General features: G+C 62.1%; 13 protein-coding genes. 11 read left to right on the top strand and 2 right to left on the bottom strand.

Annotated elements, in window-relative coordinates; genetic code table 11:
* Positions 1–73: 73 nt before the first annotated feature.
* Both ATY76_RS24445 and ATY76_RS24440 read left to right on the top strand, forming a co-directional pair.
* Entirely contained in the window at positions 74–283 is a 210-nt protein-coding gene (locus tag ATY76_RS24445; RefSeq protein ID WP_088677266.1) for a type II toxin-antitoxin system VapB family antitoxin, read from the top strand.
* Positions 280–669 (top strand): PIN domain nuclease, encoded by a 390-nt coding sequence (locus ATY76_RS24440; RefSeq protein WP_088677265.1) that lies wholly within the window; start codon positions 280–282, stop codon positions 667–669. Before ATY76_RS24445 ends, ATY76_RS24440 begins: the two co-directional genes overlap by 4 nt.
* Before the next feature lie 118 nt (positions 670–787).
* Here ATY76_RS24440 and ATY76_RS24435 read toward each other — a convergent pair whose 3' ends face one another.
* The gene (locus ATY76_RS24435) at positions 788–2446 is read right to left on the bottom strand and encodes an acyl-CoA dehydrogenase family protein (RefSeq protein ID WP_088677264.1); all 1659 of its coding nucleotides are present in this window, start codon (positions 2444–2446) and stop codon (positions 788–790) included.
* A 178-nt stretch (positions 2447–2624) separates the two neighbouring features.
* On the opposite strand from ATY76_RS24435, the gene ATY76_RS24430 reads away from it, so the two are divergent.
* From ATY76_RS24430 to rpmG, 9 genes are all read left to right on the top strand, one after another.
* A complete protein-coding gene (locus ATY76_RS24430) occupies positions 2625–3581 on the top strand; it encodes an aspartate carbamoyltransferase catalytic subunit (RefSeq protein WP_088677263.1) in 957 nt (318 codons plus the stop codon).
* Positions 3578–4867, top strand: coding sequence for a dihydroorotase (locus tag ATY76_RS24425; RefSeq protein WP_088677262.1), 1290 nt, complete (start codon positions 3578–3580; stop codon positions 4865–4867). Before ATY76_RS24430 ends, ATY76_RS24425 begins: the two co-directional genes overlap by 4 nt.
* A gap of 42 nt (positions 4868–4909) precedes the next feature.
* Positions 4910–5530 (top strand): glycerol-3-phosphate 1-O-acyltransferase PlsY, encoded by a 621-nt coding sequence (gene plsY, locus ATY76_RS24420; RefSeq protein ID WP_088677261.1) that lies wholly within the window; start codon positions 4910–4912, stop codon positions 5528–5530.
* Positions 5530–6672, top strand: a complete 1143-nt coding sequence (gene dprA, locus ATY76_RS24415; protein ID WP_088677260.1) for a DNA-processing protein DprA — start codon at positions 5530–5532, stop codon at positions 6670–6672. Before plsY ends, dprA begins: the two co-directional genes overlap by 1 nt.
* 249 nt (positions 6673–6921) lie before the next feature.
* On the top strand, positions 6922–9579 hold the full coding sequence (gene topA, locus ATY76_RS24410) for a type I DNA topoisomerase (RefSeq protein WP_088677259.1): 2658 nt from the start codon (positions 6922–6924) through the stop codon (positions 9577–9579).
* A 1-nt stretch (position 9580) separates the two neighbouring features.
* Positions 9581–11953: a ribonuclease R gene (gene rnr / locus ATY76_RS24405; RefSeq protein WP_088677258.1), complete on the top strand. Its 2373-nt coding sequence runs from the start codon at positions 9581–9583 to the stop codon at positions 11951–11953.
* A 69-nt stretch (positions 11954–12022) separates the two neighbouring features.
* Positions 12023–12475: a DUF983 domain-containing protein gene (locus ATY76_RS24400; protein ID WP_088677257.1), complete on the top strand. Its 453-nt coding sequence runs from the start codon at positions 12023–12025 to the stop codon at positions 12473–12475.
* A gap of 249 nt (positions 12476–12724) precedes the next feature.
* A complete protein-coding gene (locus tag ATY76_RS24395; protein WP_088677256.1) occupies positions 12725–13909 on the top strand; it encodes an MFS transporter in 1185 nt (394 codons plus the stop codon).
* 93 nt (positions 13910–14002) lie between these two features.
* Positions 14003–14170, top strand: a complete 168-nt coding sequence (rpmG, locus tag ATY76_RS24390; RefSeq protein ID WP_003587245.1) for a 50S ribosomal protein L33 — start codon at positions 14003–14005, stop codon at positions 14168–14170.
* Between the two features lie 749 nt (positions 14171–14919).
* Here the strand turns inward: rpmG and ATY76_RS24385 are convergent.
* On the bottom strand, positions 14920–16293 hold the full coding sequence (locus tag ATY76_RS24385) for a PleD family two-component system response regulator (RefSeq protein WP_088677255.1): 1374 nt from the start codon (positions 16291–16293) through the stop codon (positions 14920–14922).
* Positions 16294–16308 lie beyond the last annotated feature (15 nt).

The following is a 16308-nucleotide window of genomic DNA, read 5'->3' as shown; positions in this document are numbered from 1 at the left end:
CTATGGCGTCGGTCTTGAACGGCGCAACATCGATGTGTATATTTTACGGGAGATATACACATCGAGCTGAGAAATGCGAACCAACATAGATATTGATGATGCCTTGCTCGTCGCGGCAATGACTGCCACGGGATTGCCGACGAAAAAGGCCACCGTCGAACAAGCCTTGCGAAGCCTCGTCGAAAGGCACCGCCGGACCAATGCAATCGCCAACCTCTCAGGGATCGGTTGGGAAGGCGATCTCGACGAGATGCGTCGCGACCAACCGGACGATGAACGGTGATCGTGGTCGACAGTTCGGTCTGGATAGCGCATATGCGCGGAACAGATACAATCGCGAGACAACGTCTCCAGAATATAGAGAATCCGCTGGATATTGTTGTCGGGGATCTCATTCTTATGGAGGTGCTCCAAGGCGCACGTAGCGAACGCCATGCAAGTATAATCGAAGAGAGCATGCGTCAGTTCACTATCTGCCCGATGCTTGGCAGCAACATCGCCATCAAGGCGGCCCGCAATTACCGCCTGCTGCGGGAGCGCGGTATCACAGTGCGCAAGACCATTGACGTGATCATCGGCACATTCTGTATACAAGAGGGCTATGCGCTTTTGCACGATGATCGAGATTTCGATCCAATGGCCGAGCACCTCGGCTTACGGATTGCCTGATCTCAACGCGCAAAGCCGAGGCGGTGTGCTTGCCCCTCGCTGGCCACAGGCCAGTGGTGTAGAACGCTTCGACATCACCTGGCTGACGGGATGAAAAATAATCACCCCCGCTTGGGGATCAGGCGGCCGGCGGATAGAGAAGATCGACGATGTAGCTGGCGTCGAAGCGGGAATCGAGCATGCCGTAAGTAGAGCGCCAGCCGCCGGCGAGGCGCGTCTCGATGAAGGCATCGGCGATGCGCCCTGCCCCGAGCCGATAGAGTTCGGCAGCGCCCGCGGCAAGCGCCAATTGCTCGACCAGCAGGCGTGCGGCGCCCTCATCCTGTTCGCAGAGGGCGATTGCGGCACGCAGCACGTCGATCGTCTTCTTGCCGGCGGGGCCAAGATCGCGGGCGAGCCCCGCAAAGACCGTCTCGAACAGGTCCTTGCCGCGGTTGAGCACGCGCAGCACATCCAGCGCCATGACATTGCCGGAGCCTTCCCAGATGGCGTTTACCGGCGCCTCGCGGTAATGGCGGGCAATCGGGCGCTCTTCAATGTAACCGTTGCCGCCGATGCATTCCATCGCCTCGTAGATCAGGGCGGGAGCGATCTTGCAGCACCAGTATTTGGCGACCGGCGTCATGACGCGGGCATAGGCCGCGTCCTCGGCATTGCCGCGCGCCTTGTCGAAGGCATCGGCAAGGCGGAAGGAGAGCGCGGTGGCGGCGGCGACATCGAGCGCCATGTCGGCCAGTACGCGCGTCATGATCGGCTGGTTGACGAGCATCTTGCCGAAGACGCTGCGGCCGCGCGTGTGGTGCACGGCCTCGGCCAGAGAGGCGCGCATGATGCCCGAAGAGGCAAGAGCACAATCGAGCCGCGTCAGCGTCACCATGTCGAGGATGGTGCGGATGCCCGCATCCGGACCGCCGAGCAGGAAGCCGAACGTGTCTGAGAATTCCACTTCGGAAGAGGCGTTGGAGCGGTTGCCGACCTTATCCTTCAGCCGCTGGAACTGCAGGCCGTTGGCGGACCCATCCTCCAGAAGACGCGGCACCAGGAAGCAGCCCATGCCCTCCTTGGTCTGCGCCAGCATGATGAAGGCGTCGCTCATCGGAGCGGACATGAACCATTTGTGGCCGGACAGCCGGTATATGCCTTCGCTGACTTTTTCGGCGGCGCTGCGGTTGGCGCGCACATCCGTACCGCCCTGCTTTTCCGTCATGCCCATGCCGATAGTCACGGCGGATTTCTGCATGGCAGGCTTGTTCGACGAATCGTATTTGCGCGAGAGGATCTTCGGCGCCCAGTCCTTTTGCACCGCGGGCGAAGCCGACAGCGCGGCAACCGAGGCGCTCGTCATCGTCAGCGGGCAGAGATGGCCGGATTCCAGCTGCGCCATCATGTAGAAGCGCGCGGCGCGAACCTTGTGGCCCGCATCCTTGGCCTCGGTATCGGCCTGCGGGTCCCAAACGGAAGAATGCAGGCCAACCGACATGGAGCGGCGCATCAGCGCGTGCCAGGCGGGGTGGAATTCGACAACATCGAGTCGCTCGCCGCGCGGGCCATGGGTGCGCAGCTGCGGCGCCCCCTGGTTTGCCATGCGCGCCAGTTCCTGCGCCTCCGGCGAGGTGACGTAGCGTCCCATGTTTTCCAGGTCCTCGCGGATGCCGCGCGGCAGAGCCGCCGTCAGATCGACGATCAACGGATCGGATCGATAGGCATTGATGCCGGACCACAGGCTCGGCTGGTTGAGTTCTGCGAGTTTGTCGTCAGTCCGGTTGGCGGAGGTCATTATTCGCTTCTAGTGCAAGAGCCCGGCAAGGGAAACCGGAAGTTATGATTCGCTTCATCCTGCTCTATCGGAATTCGGGCGAAAATGCATGGGGACATAAGCCGTTGCCCACAGCGCATACTTGCCCCGGCGAACAGCACTCTTTATAGACCCGCCAGAGACAGCAAGAGGCAGGGTCATGGTCTTTTTCCCCCACCGCCACCTCATCGGCATCAAGGGCCTCACCGAGCAGGATATCACCTATCTTCTCGACAAGGCCGACGAAGCCGTCAAGATCAGCCGCCAGAGAGAAAAGAAGACGTCGACGCTGCGCGGGCTGACGCAGATCAACCTTTTCTTCGAGGCTTCGACCCGCACGCAGGCCTCCTTCGAGCTTGCCGGCAAGCGGCTTGGCGCCGACGTCATGAACATGTCGGTCGGCAATTCCTCGGTGAAGAAAGGCGAAACGCTGATCGATACGGCGATGACGCTGAACGCAATGCGCCCCGACGTGCTTGTGATCCGCCATTCGAGCGCCGGTGCCGCGGCCCTTCTTGCGCAAAAGGTCTCCTGCTCGGTCGTCAATGCCGGCGACGGACAGCATGAACATCCGACCCAGGCGCTGCTCGACGCGCTGACGATCCGCCGCGCCAAGGGCAAGCTGTCGCGCATCATCGTGGCGATCTGCGGCGACGTGCTGCATTCGCGGGTGGCGCGCTCCAACATCCTGCTCCTCAACGCGATGGGCGCACGCGTCCGCGTCGTCGCGCCAGCGACCCTCCTGCCCTCCGGCATCGCCGAGATGGGCGTCGAGGTGTTCCATTCCATGAAGGAAGGGGTGAAGGACGCCGATGTCGTGATGATGCTCAGGCTGCAGCGCGAGCGCATGTCGGGCGCCTTCGTGCCTTCGGTGCGCGAATATTATCACTTCTACGGGCTCGATGCCGAAACGCTGAAAGCGGCGAAAGAGGATGCGCTGGTCATGCATCCCGGCCCGATGAACCGCGGCGTCGAGATCGCCTCCGAGGTGGCGGATGGCCCGCAGAGCGTGATCGCCGAACAGGTGGAGATGGGGGTCGCGGTGCGCATGGCCGTCATGGAGACGCTGCTCGTCTCGCAGAACCAGGGTCCCCGAACCGATGGAATGATGGCATGAGCAACCCGATCGTCCTCAAGAACGTCCGCATCGTCGATCCCTCGCGCAATCTCGACGAGGTCGGCACGATCATCGCCGAAAACGGCGTGATCCTTGCCGCCGGCAGGGCAGCGCAGAATCAGGGCGTGCCGGAAGGCGCCGTCGTGCGCGACTGCACCGGCCTCGTTGCGACGCCCGGCCTCGTCGACGCGCGCGTCCATATCGGCGAACCCGGCGGCGAGCACCGCGAGACGATCGCATCGGCGAGCCGGGCAGCGGCGGCCGGCGGCGTGACCTCGATCATCATGATGCCGGACACGGATCCCGTTATCGACGACATCGCCCTCGTCGAATTCGTCAAGAAGACGGCGCGCGACACGGCCGCCGTCAACGTCTATCCGGCAGCCGCCATCACCAAGGGGCTTGCCGGCGAGGAAATGACGGAGATCGGCCTGTTGATGCAGGCGGGCGCCGTCGCCTTCACCGATGCCCATTCCAGCGTCCATAACACCCAGGTGCTGCGCCGCATCATGACCTATGCGCGCGAATTCGGTGCCGTCATCTCCTGTGAGACGCGCGACAAATATCTCGGCGCCAATGGCGTCATGCATGAGGGGCTTTTCGCCAGTTGGCTCGGGCTCTCCGGCATTCCGAAAGAAGCCGAGCTCATCCCGCTCGAACGCGATCTCAGGATCGCCGAGCTGACGCGCGGCCGCTATCACGCCGCGATGATCTCCGTGCCGGAATCGGTCGAGGCTATCGAGCGCGCCCGCAGCCGCGGCGCCAAGGTGACCGCAGGCGTCTCGATCAACAATCTGGCGCTCAACGAAAACGACATCGGCGAATACCGCACCTTCTTCAAGCTTTATCCGCCGCTGCGCCCGGAAGCCGACCGGGTGGCCATGGCCGACGCCGTCGCGAGCGGCGCGATCGACATCATCGTCTCCTCGCACGATCCGCAAGACGTCGATACCAAGCGCCTGCCCTTCGGCGAAGCGGCGGACGGCGCGGTCGGCCTCGAAACCATGCTGGCGGCGGCTCTCAGGCTTCACCATGGCGGCCAGGTAAGCCTGATGCGCCTGATCGACGCCATGTCGACCCGTCCCGCTCAGATCTTCGGCCTCAATGCCGGCACGCTGAAGCCGGGTGCGGCGGCCGATATTACGCTCATCGATCTCGATGAGCCTTGGCTTGTCGCCAAAGACATGCTTCTCTCCCGCTCGAAGAATACGCCGTTCGAGGATGCGCGCTTCAGCGGGCGGGCCGTCGCGACATACGTCTCGGGGAAGCTGGTCCACGCAGTCTAAGAGACGGCTGGAAGGATAAGCCACGGAGGGCTGAGGGGACATATGCTATCCAATCTCATGTCATGGCAGATCACATTGCCGATCGCGCTTGCCGCCGCCGTCATCGGCTATCTCTTCGGTTCCATTCCTTTCGGCCTGATCCTCACGCGCGCCGCCGGCCTCGGCGACGTGCGCAGCATCGGCTCCGGCAATATCGGCGCGACCAATGTTCTGCGAACCGGGAACCGGAAGCTCGCCGCCGCGACACTGCTGCTCGACGCTCTGAAGGCATCGACCGCAGCCTGGATCGTCGGTTATTTCCTCGGTGAGGAAGCCGCCATCATCGCCGGTTTCTTCGCCTTCATCGGCCATCTCTTTCCGGTCTGGATCGGCTTCAAGGGCGGCAAGGGCGTCGCCACCTATATCGGCACGCTGCTCGGCATTGCGCCGATCATGGTCGTGCTCTTCGCCGCCGTCTGGCTGGCAATCGCCTTCACCACCCGCTACTCCTCGCTGTCGGCGCTGGTCGCCATGCTCATCATTCCGATCGCGCTGTGGATCCTCGGCAGCGAAAAGGTTGCGGCTGTTATGGCGGTCATGACGCTCATCTCCTATTGGAAGCACAAGGCCAATATTTCCCGCCTGATGGGGGGGACGGAAAGCAAGATCGGGGCGAAGGGATAATGGATGCGCTGAGCGCGGCACCCAAAGGCGTTGTGCTGACAGAACGGCAGAGAATTGCCTGGCTGCGCCTCATCCGCTCCGACAATATCGGCCCGGCGACCTTTCGCGACCTCATCAATCATTTCGGTTCGGCCGAAGCCGCGCTCGCGGCGCTGCCTGAGCTTTCCGTGCGCGGCGGCGCCACACGGGCAATCCGCATCGCGACCGAGGCCGAAGCGCATCGGGAACTGGAGGCGGCGCATCGCTGCGGCGCCCGCTTCGTCGGCATCGGCGAGCCGGATTATCCACAAGCCCTGAAGCAGATCGACGGCGCGCCGCCGCTCCTTGCCGTGAAAGGTGCGCTTGCCGCCGCCAGGCGACCGGCCGTCGGCATCGTCGGTTCACGCAACGCCTCGATCGCCGGCGCCAAATTCGCGGCCATGGTGGCGCGCGACTGCGGCCGGGCGGGTTATACCGTCGTCTCCGGCCTGGCGCGCGGCATCGACACGGCAGCCCACCGGGCAAGCCTTGATACCGGCACGATCGCAGCCCTTGCCGGCGGTCTCGACCAGCCTTACCCACCCGAGAATATCGGCCTGCTCGAGGAGATAACGGCCGGCAACGGCCTGGCTGTCAGCGAGATGCCGTTCGGCTGGGAGCCCCGCGCCCGCGACTTCCCGCGCCGGAACCGGCTGATCGCCGGCATTGCGCTCGGCCTCGTGGTCATCGAGGCGGCAGAGCGTTCGGGTTCGCTGATCACCGCGCGGCTTGCAGGAGAGTTCGGCCGGCTGGTGTTTGCCGTGCCCGGCTCACCGCTCGATCCGCGCTGCCACGGCACCAACGGCCTGCTGAAGGACGGGGCTTCGATCGTCACCACGCCCGCCGATGTCGTCGAGGCCCTGGCGCCGCTTGCGCAATTCGATCTTTTCCCGTCCTCGATGGCGGAGGAACCGGCGCGTGACGGCAGGGCGATGATCGTGCCGCCCGGCGATACCGACCGCAGCCGCATCATCGACGCGCTCGGACCGACGCCCGTCGAGATCGACGACGTCATCCGCCATACCGGTCTTTCGGCATCCGCCGTCTATCTCATCCTTCTGGAGCTCGACATATCAGGCAGGCTGCATCGGCATCAGGGCGGTCTTGTCTCGCTTTCCGATTGAGCTTTGCGCGATATCAGCGAGTGGCTTTGCGAACTGCAGTAGCCGCGTGTCGAATCCGATAGCCGCGCCACTTGAAATTGCATTCAGCGTACAATCTTCCCTCGATTGCACCGTACGGAAGAAGTAAAATTGTAGCAAACCCCTTGACCGCGGCGATTTCCCTGTCCATGTCGGAGGGCCAGTATCCAAGTTGCGCTGCGTGTTGCGCTGGCCTCCACGCCGGCGCTGCGTCTTTTTTAGAGAATCATCATGAATGTTGTAGTGGTGGAATCGCCTGCCAAGGCCAAGACGATCAATAAGTATCTCGGTTCGGGATACAAAGTGCTCGCTTCCTTCGGCCATGTGCGCGATCTGCCTGCCAAGGACGGCTCAGTTCTTCCCGATCAGGACTTCGAAATGCTCTGGGAGGTCGACGGGGCGTCGGCCAAGCGGATGAAGGATATTGCCGACGCGGTGAAGTCCTCCGACGGACTGTTTCTCGCGACCGACCCGGATCGCGAAGGCGAAGCGATCTCCTGGCACGTCCTCGACATGCTCAACAAGAAGCGCGTGCTGAACGGCAAGTCGGTCAAGCGTGTCGTCTTCAACGCGATCACCAAGAAGGCCGTGCTCGACGCGATGGCCGAGCCGCGCGATATCGACGTGCCGCTGGTCGATGCCTATCTCGCACGCCGCGCCCTCGACTATCTCGTCGGCTTTAATCTTTCGCCGGTCCTGTGGCGCAAGCTGCCCGGCGCGCGTTCGGCCGGCCGCGTTCAGTCGGTGGCGCTTCGCCTGGTCTGCGACCGCGAGTCGGAGATCGAGCGCTTCATTTCGGAAGAATATTGGAACATTTCAGCGCTCCTGAAGACGCCGCGTGGCGACGAGTTCGAGGCAAGGCTGGTTGCGGCCAATGGCAAGCGGCTGCAGCCTCGATCGATCGGCAATGGCGAGGAAGCCGGCAATCTGAAGGCTCTGCTTGAAGGCGCAAGCTATGTCGTCGAAAGCGTCGAGGCCAAGCCCGTAAAGCGCAACCCGGCGCCGCCGTTCACGACTTCCACGCTGCAGCAGGCCGCCTCGTCCAAGCTTGGCTTCTCGGCATCCCGGACCATGCAGGTAGCGCAGAAGCTGTATGAGGGCGTCGATATCGGCGGCGAGACTGTCGGTCTCATCACCTATATGCGTACGGACGGCGTGCAGATGGCGCCGGAAGCAATCGATGCGGCGCGCCGCGCCATCGGCGAGCAATTCGGCGACCGCTACCTGCCTGAGAAGGCCCGCTTCTATTCCACCAAGGCGAAAAACGCTCAGGAAGCGCACGAGGCCATTCGTCCGACCGACTTCAACAGATCGCCGGACCGTGTGCGCAAGTTCCTGGATGCCGACCAGATCCGTCTCTATGATCTGATCTGGAAGCGCGGCATCGCCAGCCAGATGGCCTCGGCCGAAATCGAGCGCACCACGGCCGAAATCATTGCCGACAATAATGGCCAGAAGGCTGGCCTGCGCGCCGTCGGCTCCGTGATCCGTTTCGACGGTTTCATCGCCGCCTATACGGACCAGAAGGAAGACGGCGAACAGAGCGACGATGCCGACGACGAGGATGGCCGTGTGCCGGAGATCAATGCGCGCGAGAACCTCGCCAAGCAGAAGATCAACTCCACGCAGCACTTCACCGAGCCGCCGCCGCGTTATTCCGAAGCATCGCTCATCAAGAAAATGGAAGAGCTCGGCATCGGCCGTCCGTCGACCTATGCCGCGACGCTGGCGACGCTGCGCGACCGCGATTACGTGACCATCGACAAGCGCAAGCTGATCCCGCAGGCCAAGGGCCGGCTGGTGACGGCCTTCCTCGAGAGCTTCTTCACCAAATATGTCGAATATGATTTCACCGCCGATCTCGAAGAGAAGCTCGACCGGATTTCCGCCGGTGAGCTGAACTGGAAGCAGGTGCTGCGTGATTTCTGGAAGGATTTCTTTGCGCAGATCGAGGACACCAAGGAACTGCGCGTCACCAACGTGCTCGATTCGCTGAACGAGGCGCTGGCGCCGCTGGTCTTCCCGAAGCGGGAGGATGGCAGCGATCCCCGAATCTGTCAGGTCTGCGGCACCGGCAACCTGTCGCTGAAGCTTGGCAAATACGGCGCTTTCGTCGGCTGCTCGAACTACCCCGAATGCAATTACACCCGCCAGCTTTCCTCCGAGAACGGCGGGGAAGCCGAAAACGTGGCGCTCAACGAGCCGAAGAACCTTGGCGTCGATCCGACGACCGGTGAGGAGCTGACGCTGCGCTCCGGCCGCTTCGGCCCTTATATCCAGCGCGGAGACGGCAAGGAGGCCAAGCGCGCCTCTCTGCCGAAAGGCTGGAAGCCCGAGGATATCGATTACGAGAAGGCGATGGCGCTGATTTCGCTGCCGCGCGATATCGGCAAACATCCTGAGACCGGCAAGATGATTTCCTCAGGCATCGGCCGCTACGGCCCGTTCCTGCTGCATGACGGCTCCTATGCCAATCTGGAGACCGTCGAGGATGTGTTCTCGGTCGGGCTCAATCGCGCTGTGACTGTCATCGCCGAAAAAGCGAACAAGGCGCCGGGCCGCGGCGCGCGCGGCACGCCGGCGGCACTGAAGACGCTCGGCGATCATCCCGACGGCGGCGCCATCACCGTTCGCGACGGCAAGTACGGTCCCTATGTCAACTGGGGCAAGGTCAATGCGACCTTGCCGAAGGGCAAGGATCCGCAGGCGATCACCGTCGAGGAGGCGCTTGCGCTGATCGCCGAGAAGGCCGGCAAGGCCCCTGCGGCGAAGACCGCCAAAGCGAAAGCCAAGCCGAAGGCTGCGGCCGCCGAGGCCAAGACCGCCAAAACGGCTGCCAAGCCGAAGACAACGAAGGCGAAAGCGCCCGCAAAATCGAAAAAGAGCTAACGTGAGTAGAACACCGCGCGAGAGAACGAACCCTGCGGGCAAACGCCCGGGCAAGATCGGCCGCGCGGGCAAGGATGCTCCCGCCGTCGAGCCGCTGAACATCGTCCACGGCGCGCTGCCTTCGCGCGAGGTGATCCTGCGTTTCATCGCCGATCATCCGCAGAAGGCTTCGAAGCGCGAACTCGCCAAGGCTTTCGGCCTCAAGGGCGACAATCGCGTCGAGCTCAAGCACATGCTACAGGAGCTCGAACAGGAAGGCATGCTGCAGAAGAACCGCAAGTCGCTGATCCGTCCAGGCGCGCTACCGCCGGTGACCGTTCTTGATATCACGACGCGCGATAAGGACGGCGATCTGATCGGCCGGCCGGCGGAATGGCCTGAGGATCAGGGCGTGGCGCCTGCGGTCGCCATTCGCCAGCAATCGCCTGCGGGCCGCCAGGGCAAAGGCAAGGCGCCCGTCGCCGGCCTCGGCGACCGCATCCTCGCAAAGATCTTCCCGGCCGTCGATCGCGGCGGGCCGGCCTATACGGCGCGCATCATCAAGGTGATCGACAAGCGCCGCGGCGCCTCGATGGGTGTTTTCCGCAGTGCGCCGGGCGGCGGTGGCCGGTTGCTGCCGATCGAGCGGCGCGGCGAAGAAATGGTGATCGATCCGGACTATACCGGCGGCGCCAAGGACGGCGATCTGGTCGAGATCGAAGTCGCCCGCCTCGGCCGCTTCGGCCTGCCGCGCGCCAAGGTGCTTTCCGTCGTCGGCTCCGTCGGCTCGGAAAAGGCGATCTCAATGATTGCCATCCATGCGCACGGCATCCCGCATGTCTTCCCGCCCGCCGTCATCGCCGAGGCGGAGGACGCAAAGCCCGCCACCATGTCGCATCGTGAGGATTGGCGCGACGTGCCGCTGATCACCATCGATCCGGCCGATGCCAAGGACCATGACGACGCCGTCTATGCCGAACTCGACCCCTCGCCCGACAATCCCGGCGGCGTCATCGTCACCGTGGCGATTGCCGACGTCTCCTGGTATGTCCGCCCCAAGTCGCCGCTCGACCGCGAGGCGCTGAAGCGCGGCAACTCGGTCTATTTCCCGGATCGCGTCGTGCCGATGCTGCCGGAGCGCATCTCCAACGATCTCTGCTCGCTGAAGGAAGGCGTCGACCGCCCGGCGCTTGCGGTTCGCATGAGTTTCTCGGGAGAAGGCCGCAAGATCGGCCACACCTTCCATCGCGTCATGATGAAGAGCGCGGCCAAGCTTTCCTACCAGCAGGCCCAGGCGGCGATCGACGGTAATCCCGACGACAAGACGGGACCGATGCTCGAGCCGATCCTGAAGCCGCTCTGGCACGCCTATGAGGTGATGAAGCGCGGACGCAACCGGCGCCAGCCGCTGGAACTCGACATGCCGGAGCGCAAGATCCTGCTGAAGCCCGACGGCACCGTCGACCGGGTCTTCGTGCCGCCGCGGCTCGATGCGCACAAGCTGATCGAAGAGATGATGATCCAGGCGAATGTCGCCGCCGCCGAGACGCTGGAAAAGAAGCGCCAGCCGCTGGTCTATCGCATCCATGACGGCCCGACGCTTGCCAAGCAGGAAGTCCTGCGCGAGTTCCTGGCGACCCTCGGCATCTCGCTCCCCAAGGGCGGCAACGTGCGCGCCAACAGCTTCAACGGCATTCTGGCGAAGGCGGAAGGCACGGCGCACCAGACGATGGTCAATGAGATGGTGCTGCGCTCGCAGAGCCAGGCGATCTACAGCCCTGAGAATATCGGCCATTTCGGCCTGAACCTGATGAAGTATGCGCACTTCACCTCGCCGATCCGCCGCTATGCCGACCTCATCGTGCACCGCGCGCTCGTCGGCTCGCTGGGCTTCGGCGAAGGCGGCATCACCCCAGAGGAAGAAGCCACGCTCGACGATATCGCCGCCGAAATCTCGACATTCGAGCGTCGCGCCATGGCGGCCGAGCGTGAGACCATCGACCGGCTGATCGCCCACCACCTCAGCACCCGCGTCGGCGAGGAGTTTGCCGGCCGTGTCTCCGGGGTGACGAAATCGGGACTCTTTATCTCCTTGCCGGACTATGGCGCCGACGGTTTCGTCCCTATATCTACGCTCGGCACCGACTATTTCATCTATGACGAGGCGCATCAGGCTCTTTCCGGAGAAAAGACGGGGCTCGGCTATCGCCTCGGCGACAGCGTCACCGTGAAGCTTGCCGAGGCAATTCCGCTGGCCGGCGCGCTGCGCTTCGAGATGCTGAGCGAGGGGCGTGAGATGCCGGCGGCGGTGCGTTCCTTCCATAAGGCCGGCCGCCGCGAGAGGGGCCAGGTTCGCAAGAAGCCGGGAACGCGGCCACCGCGCGGGCGCCGCTGAGGCATCGTGCCGAAAGCAGCGATGGTCCGATGATGAACCGGTGCTTTTGGCTTGAAAGAGGAAGACGCGATGAGCACACCGACCGATCCGGTCGTCCGCTACGGGGATAGACCCGAGGCCGAGCGTCCGCTTGGGCGTTCCATCATGCGCGGGCTGTTGAACCGCTGCCCGGCCTGCGGCAACGGCAAGCTCTTTCGCGCCTTCCTGAAGCCTGTGGATCATTGTGCCGCCTGCGGCGAGGCGATGCATCACCATCGCTCTGACGACCTGCCGCCTTATATCGTCATCCTCGTCCTCGGCCACGTCGTGGTCGGCGGCTATATGCTGACCGACATGACTTTCCTGCTGCCGGTATGGGTCCATCTTGCCATCTGGGCGCCGATCACCGTCATCACCGCGCTTGCCTCGATCCAGCCGATCAAGGGCGGCGTCATCGGCCTGCAATGGGCGCTGCGCATGCATGGCTTCGGCGGAGAGAGCGACAATCCCGACGATTACGACCTTCCTCGCCGGCCGGATTGAGCACCTTCACCTTCCAGACATATTTAGCGTGTAGTGGCAGCCCTCCACCGACCACCACCGATATGCGGCAGTCGATAATCCGCAACGACTTGACATGGTAAGCTTTTCTTGTCTGAACAGGCTTTACATTCCGCAGATCACATCGGAAATACTGCGAAACGCTGCTCGTCACCTGGATTTGGCACGTCTGTGTCTTTCTATGTGAGGCGAGAGGTCGATTCGCTCGGGCAGCTTTCTAAGGATGGATAAATGTCTCAGCCGAGAAACGGCACACCAGGCGATCTCGAAGAAATCCATTGGCCTTCTCTGGTGGCAGCCGTCTCATCCATTTCAGCCGTCGGCATAGCAATTGGCCTCGGACTGCCCCTCCTCAGCATCATCCTCGAAAAACGCGGCATCTCGTCCACTCTGATCGGGCTCAACACGGCGATGGCCGGGGTCGCTGCGATGGCCGCCGCACCTATTACCACCAAGCTCGCCCATAAATACGGCGTTGCCCCGACGATGCTCTGGGCCGTGCTGATTTCGGCGCTGAGTGCGCTCGGCTTCTACTACGCCCAGGATTTCTGGATGTGGTTTCCGCTGCGTTTCGCCTTCCATGGCGCCACGACGACGCTGTTCATCCTCTCCGAATTCTGGATCAACGCCACCTCGCCGCCTTCCAAGCGCGGCTTCGTGCTCGGCATTTATGCGACGGTGCTCTCCCTGGGTTTCGCGGCCGGACCGCTGCTCTTTTCGCTGCTCGGCAGCGACGGGATCTTCCCCTTTCTGATCGGCGCCGGCGCCATCCTGCTTGCCGCCATTCCGATCTTCATCGCCCGCGACGAAAGCCCGATACTCGAGGAAAAACCGGAGCTGCATTTCATGCGCTACGTATTTCTCGTGCCGACGGCGACGGCGGCCGTCTTCATCTTCGGTGCGGTCGAAGCGGGCGGACTGTCGCTTTTCCCGATCTTTGCCGTGCGCGCCCACTTCACCGAATCGCAAGCGGCGCTGCTGCTGACGATGATGGGCGTCGGCAACGTCATCTTCCAGATCCCGCTCGGCTTGCTCTCCGACCGCATCAGAGACAAGCGGCCGCTTCTGGCGGGCATGGCGCTCATGGGATTCGTCGGCTCGATGATGTTGCCGGTACTGGTCAACAACTGGCTGCTGATGGCCGGTATCCTGCTTTTCTGGGGCGGCTGCGTCTCCGGCCTTTATACGGTCGGCCTCAGCCATCTCGGATCGCGGCTGACGGGCTCCGACCTTGCGGCGGCCAACGCCGCCTTCGTCTTCTGTTATGCCATGGGAACGGTGGCCGGGCCGCAGGCGATCGGCGCGGCGATCGATGTCGCGGGAAATAACGGTTTTGCCTGGGCAATCGCCGCTTTCTTCGGCCTCTATGCCCTACTTTCCGGCATCAGGTTGATGTTCATTCGAAAACGGACTTGACTTTTCGGGCGGGATTCGTAGTTTCGCGCCAGAATTTGCCGTGGAGCCTCATCCGGCTTCCACGGCTTTCATTTTCTTAAAGGCAGGACGAGCATGGCCAAGGCTACAACAATCAAGATCAAGCTGCTGTCGACAGCCGACACCGGTTTCTTCTACGTCACGACGAAGAACAGCCGTACGATGACGGACAAGATGACGAAGACGAAGTACGACCCGATTGCTAAGAAGCATGTCGAGTTCAAGGAAACCAAGATCAAGTAATCACTTGATCCAGGTATTTTCAAAAGACGCGCGCCCTCGGGTTGCGCGTTTTTTGTTGTCCGGCCCGGTAGCTTTCCTGAAATATGATAGCGCAAACAGACAAAACGCCGCCCTTCCATCTTCGGGAAGTGACGGCGTTTTATTGAAAGGGGGTCGGCCAGCATGCAAAACGGCACGAGGAACCGCTATAGCTTGCCTACTAGCCGACCGACCCCACGACCCAGGAGATGCGGCGGACCTGAGCATCATGGGGTATCGACAACTCCTCCACGGGAGCGCTTCTCTTATGAGCGATAATTTGCGCAAAAATGAAAGAAAATCAACAAATTCTTAATGGTAAAAAATCTGAGTCTGATTCTATGGTTAAAAGTCCAGTTTTGGAACATACAAAGAATCATTGGCTCTGCTTGACTTTAGAGCGCAACGCTCACGTTCCCGAAGAAATTCGGCAATATAAGATAATAACTTACGCCGCCGCTCCCCTTACGTGAGGTGACGCCCTGTCACTCTATTTAGCCTTGTTGGCACCCGCTAATTTTTATAGTTTCTAATTCATCAGCAGCGATGAACGGACGGTTTCAAAAACTATCGCGCGCCAGCACATCACAGCAACGCAGGCTGTCCATTTTTGGGCTATTGAGTTGCAAATTTTTCACCCTGCCTTTTCCCGGCCGGGATTAAAAATCGGTAACAATTTGCTTACCGCAGTGGAAAACCCGTAAAGCGCGGCTAAGGCGGCAAATGATTCGTCAGGCGGCTGCGGCGACCACGCGATTGCGGCCTGTATTCTTGGCCTCGTAGAGAGCCAGATCCGCCTGCTTCATCAGCTGATCAGGGGTCAAGACGGCTGCAATACGTGAGGATATGCCGAAGGAAGCGGTGACGTTCAGCGCCTGACCGGAATGTTTCAGCAGGAAGGGCGCGCTTTCGACCGCCGCACGCAGACGCTCGGCGACGGCAGCGGCAATTTCCGGCGAGGTATCGGGCATCACGACGACGAATTCCTCGCCGCCATAGCGGCAGGCGAGATCGGCGCCGCGAATGGTCGAGCGCACGCGGTTTGCGAATTCCCGCAGCACCTCATCGCCGCCATCATGACCGTAGGTGTCGTTCACCTGCTTGAAGCGGTCGATATCGGTGATCAGCACCGAGAGCGGCCGGCCACGCGCCATCGAACGGTTGAAAAGCACGTTCAGGTGATTATCGAGGTAGCGCCTGTTGTAGAGACCGGTCAGCGGATCGGTCACGGCAAGCTCGATCGTCTGTTTGACGCTGTTGCGCAGGCGGTCGTTGTAGCGCTTGCGACGGATCTGCGTCAGGCTGCGGGCCACCAACTCATTGGGATCGACCGGGCGGATGATGTAGTCGTTGACGCCGAGATCGAGCGCGCGAACGACCATCTCGTCGGCGCCCTGCTCGGTGATGATCAGGATCGGCAGAAAGCGCGTGCGTTCCAGCGAACGCAGTTGCGAGCAGAGGCGAAGCGGATCGTAATCGTCGAAATTGGCGTTGACGATGACGAGATCGAACGCGTTTTCGGCCGCCTCGAAGAGGGCAGCCTGCGGATCAGAAAGGGCAATCACGTCGGCGACGGGCTTCAGCGCTTTGACGATGCGCTCCTGCGAATTGGCGCGGCCGTCGACGAGAAGCACCTGGCCGGCCTCGTCGGCGCGGCTCTCGCCTCCCCGCATCAGGTCGTCCATGCCCATCGTATGGGCGGTATTGGCGCGGATGCGCAGTTCATCGCTCAAGGTCTTCAGCCGAAGCAGGCTCTTTACCCGCGAGATCAGCTGCAGGTCGTTGACCGGCTTGGTCAGAAAATCATCGGCGCCGGCCTTCAGGCCGCGCACGCGATCGGCGGGTTGGTCGAGCGCGGTGACCATGACGACGGGAATATGGGCGGTTCTCTGGCTGGCCTTCAGCCGCTCGCAGACCTCGAAACCGTCGATCCCGGGCATCATGATGTCGAGCAGGATCAGATCGACTTGGTTGCGCTCGCAGATCGCCAGGGCCTCGTAGCCGTCGGCTGCGGTCATCACGTCGAAATATTCCGCCAGCAGCCGCGCTTCAAGCAGCTTCACGTTGGCCGGAATATCGTCAACCACCAGTATTCGCGCAGTCATAACGGTCTTTCCGAT

Source organism: Rhizobium sp. R339 (assembly GCF_002211395.1).
Lineage (GTDB): Bacteria > Pseudomonadota > Alphaproteobacteria > Rhizobiales > Rhizobiaceae > Rhizobium.
This window is presented reverse-complemented; position numbering and strand designations above follow the sequence as displayed.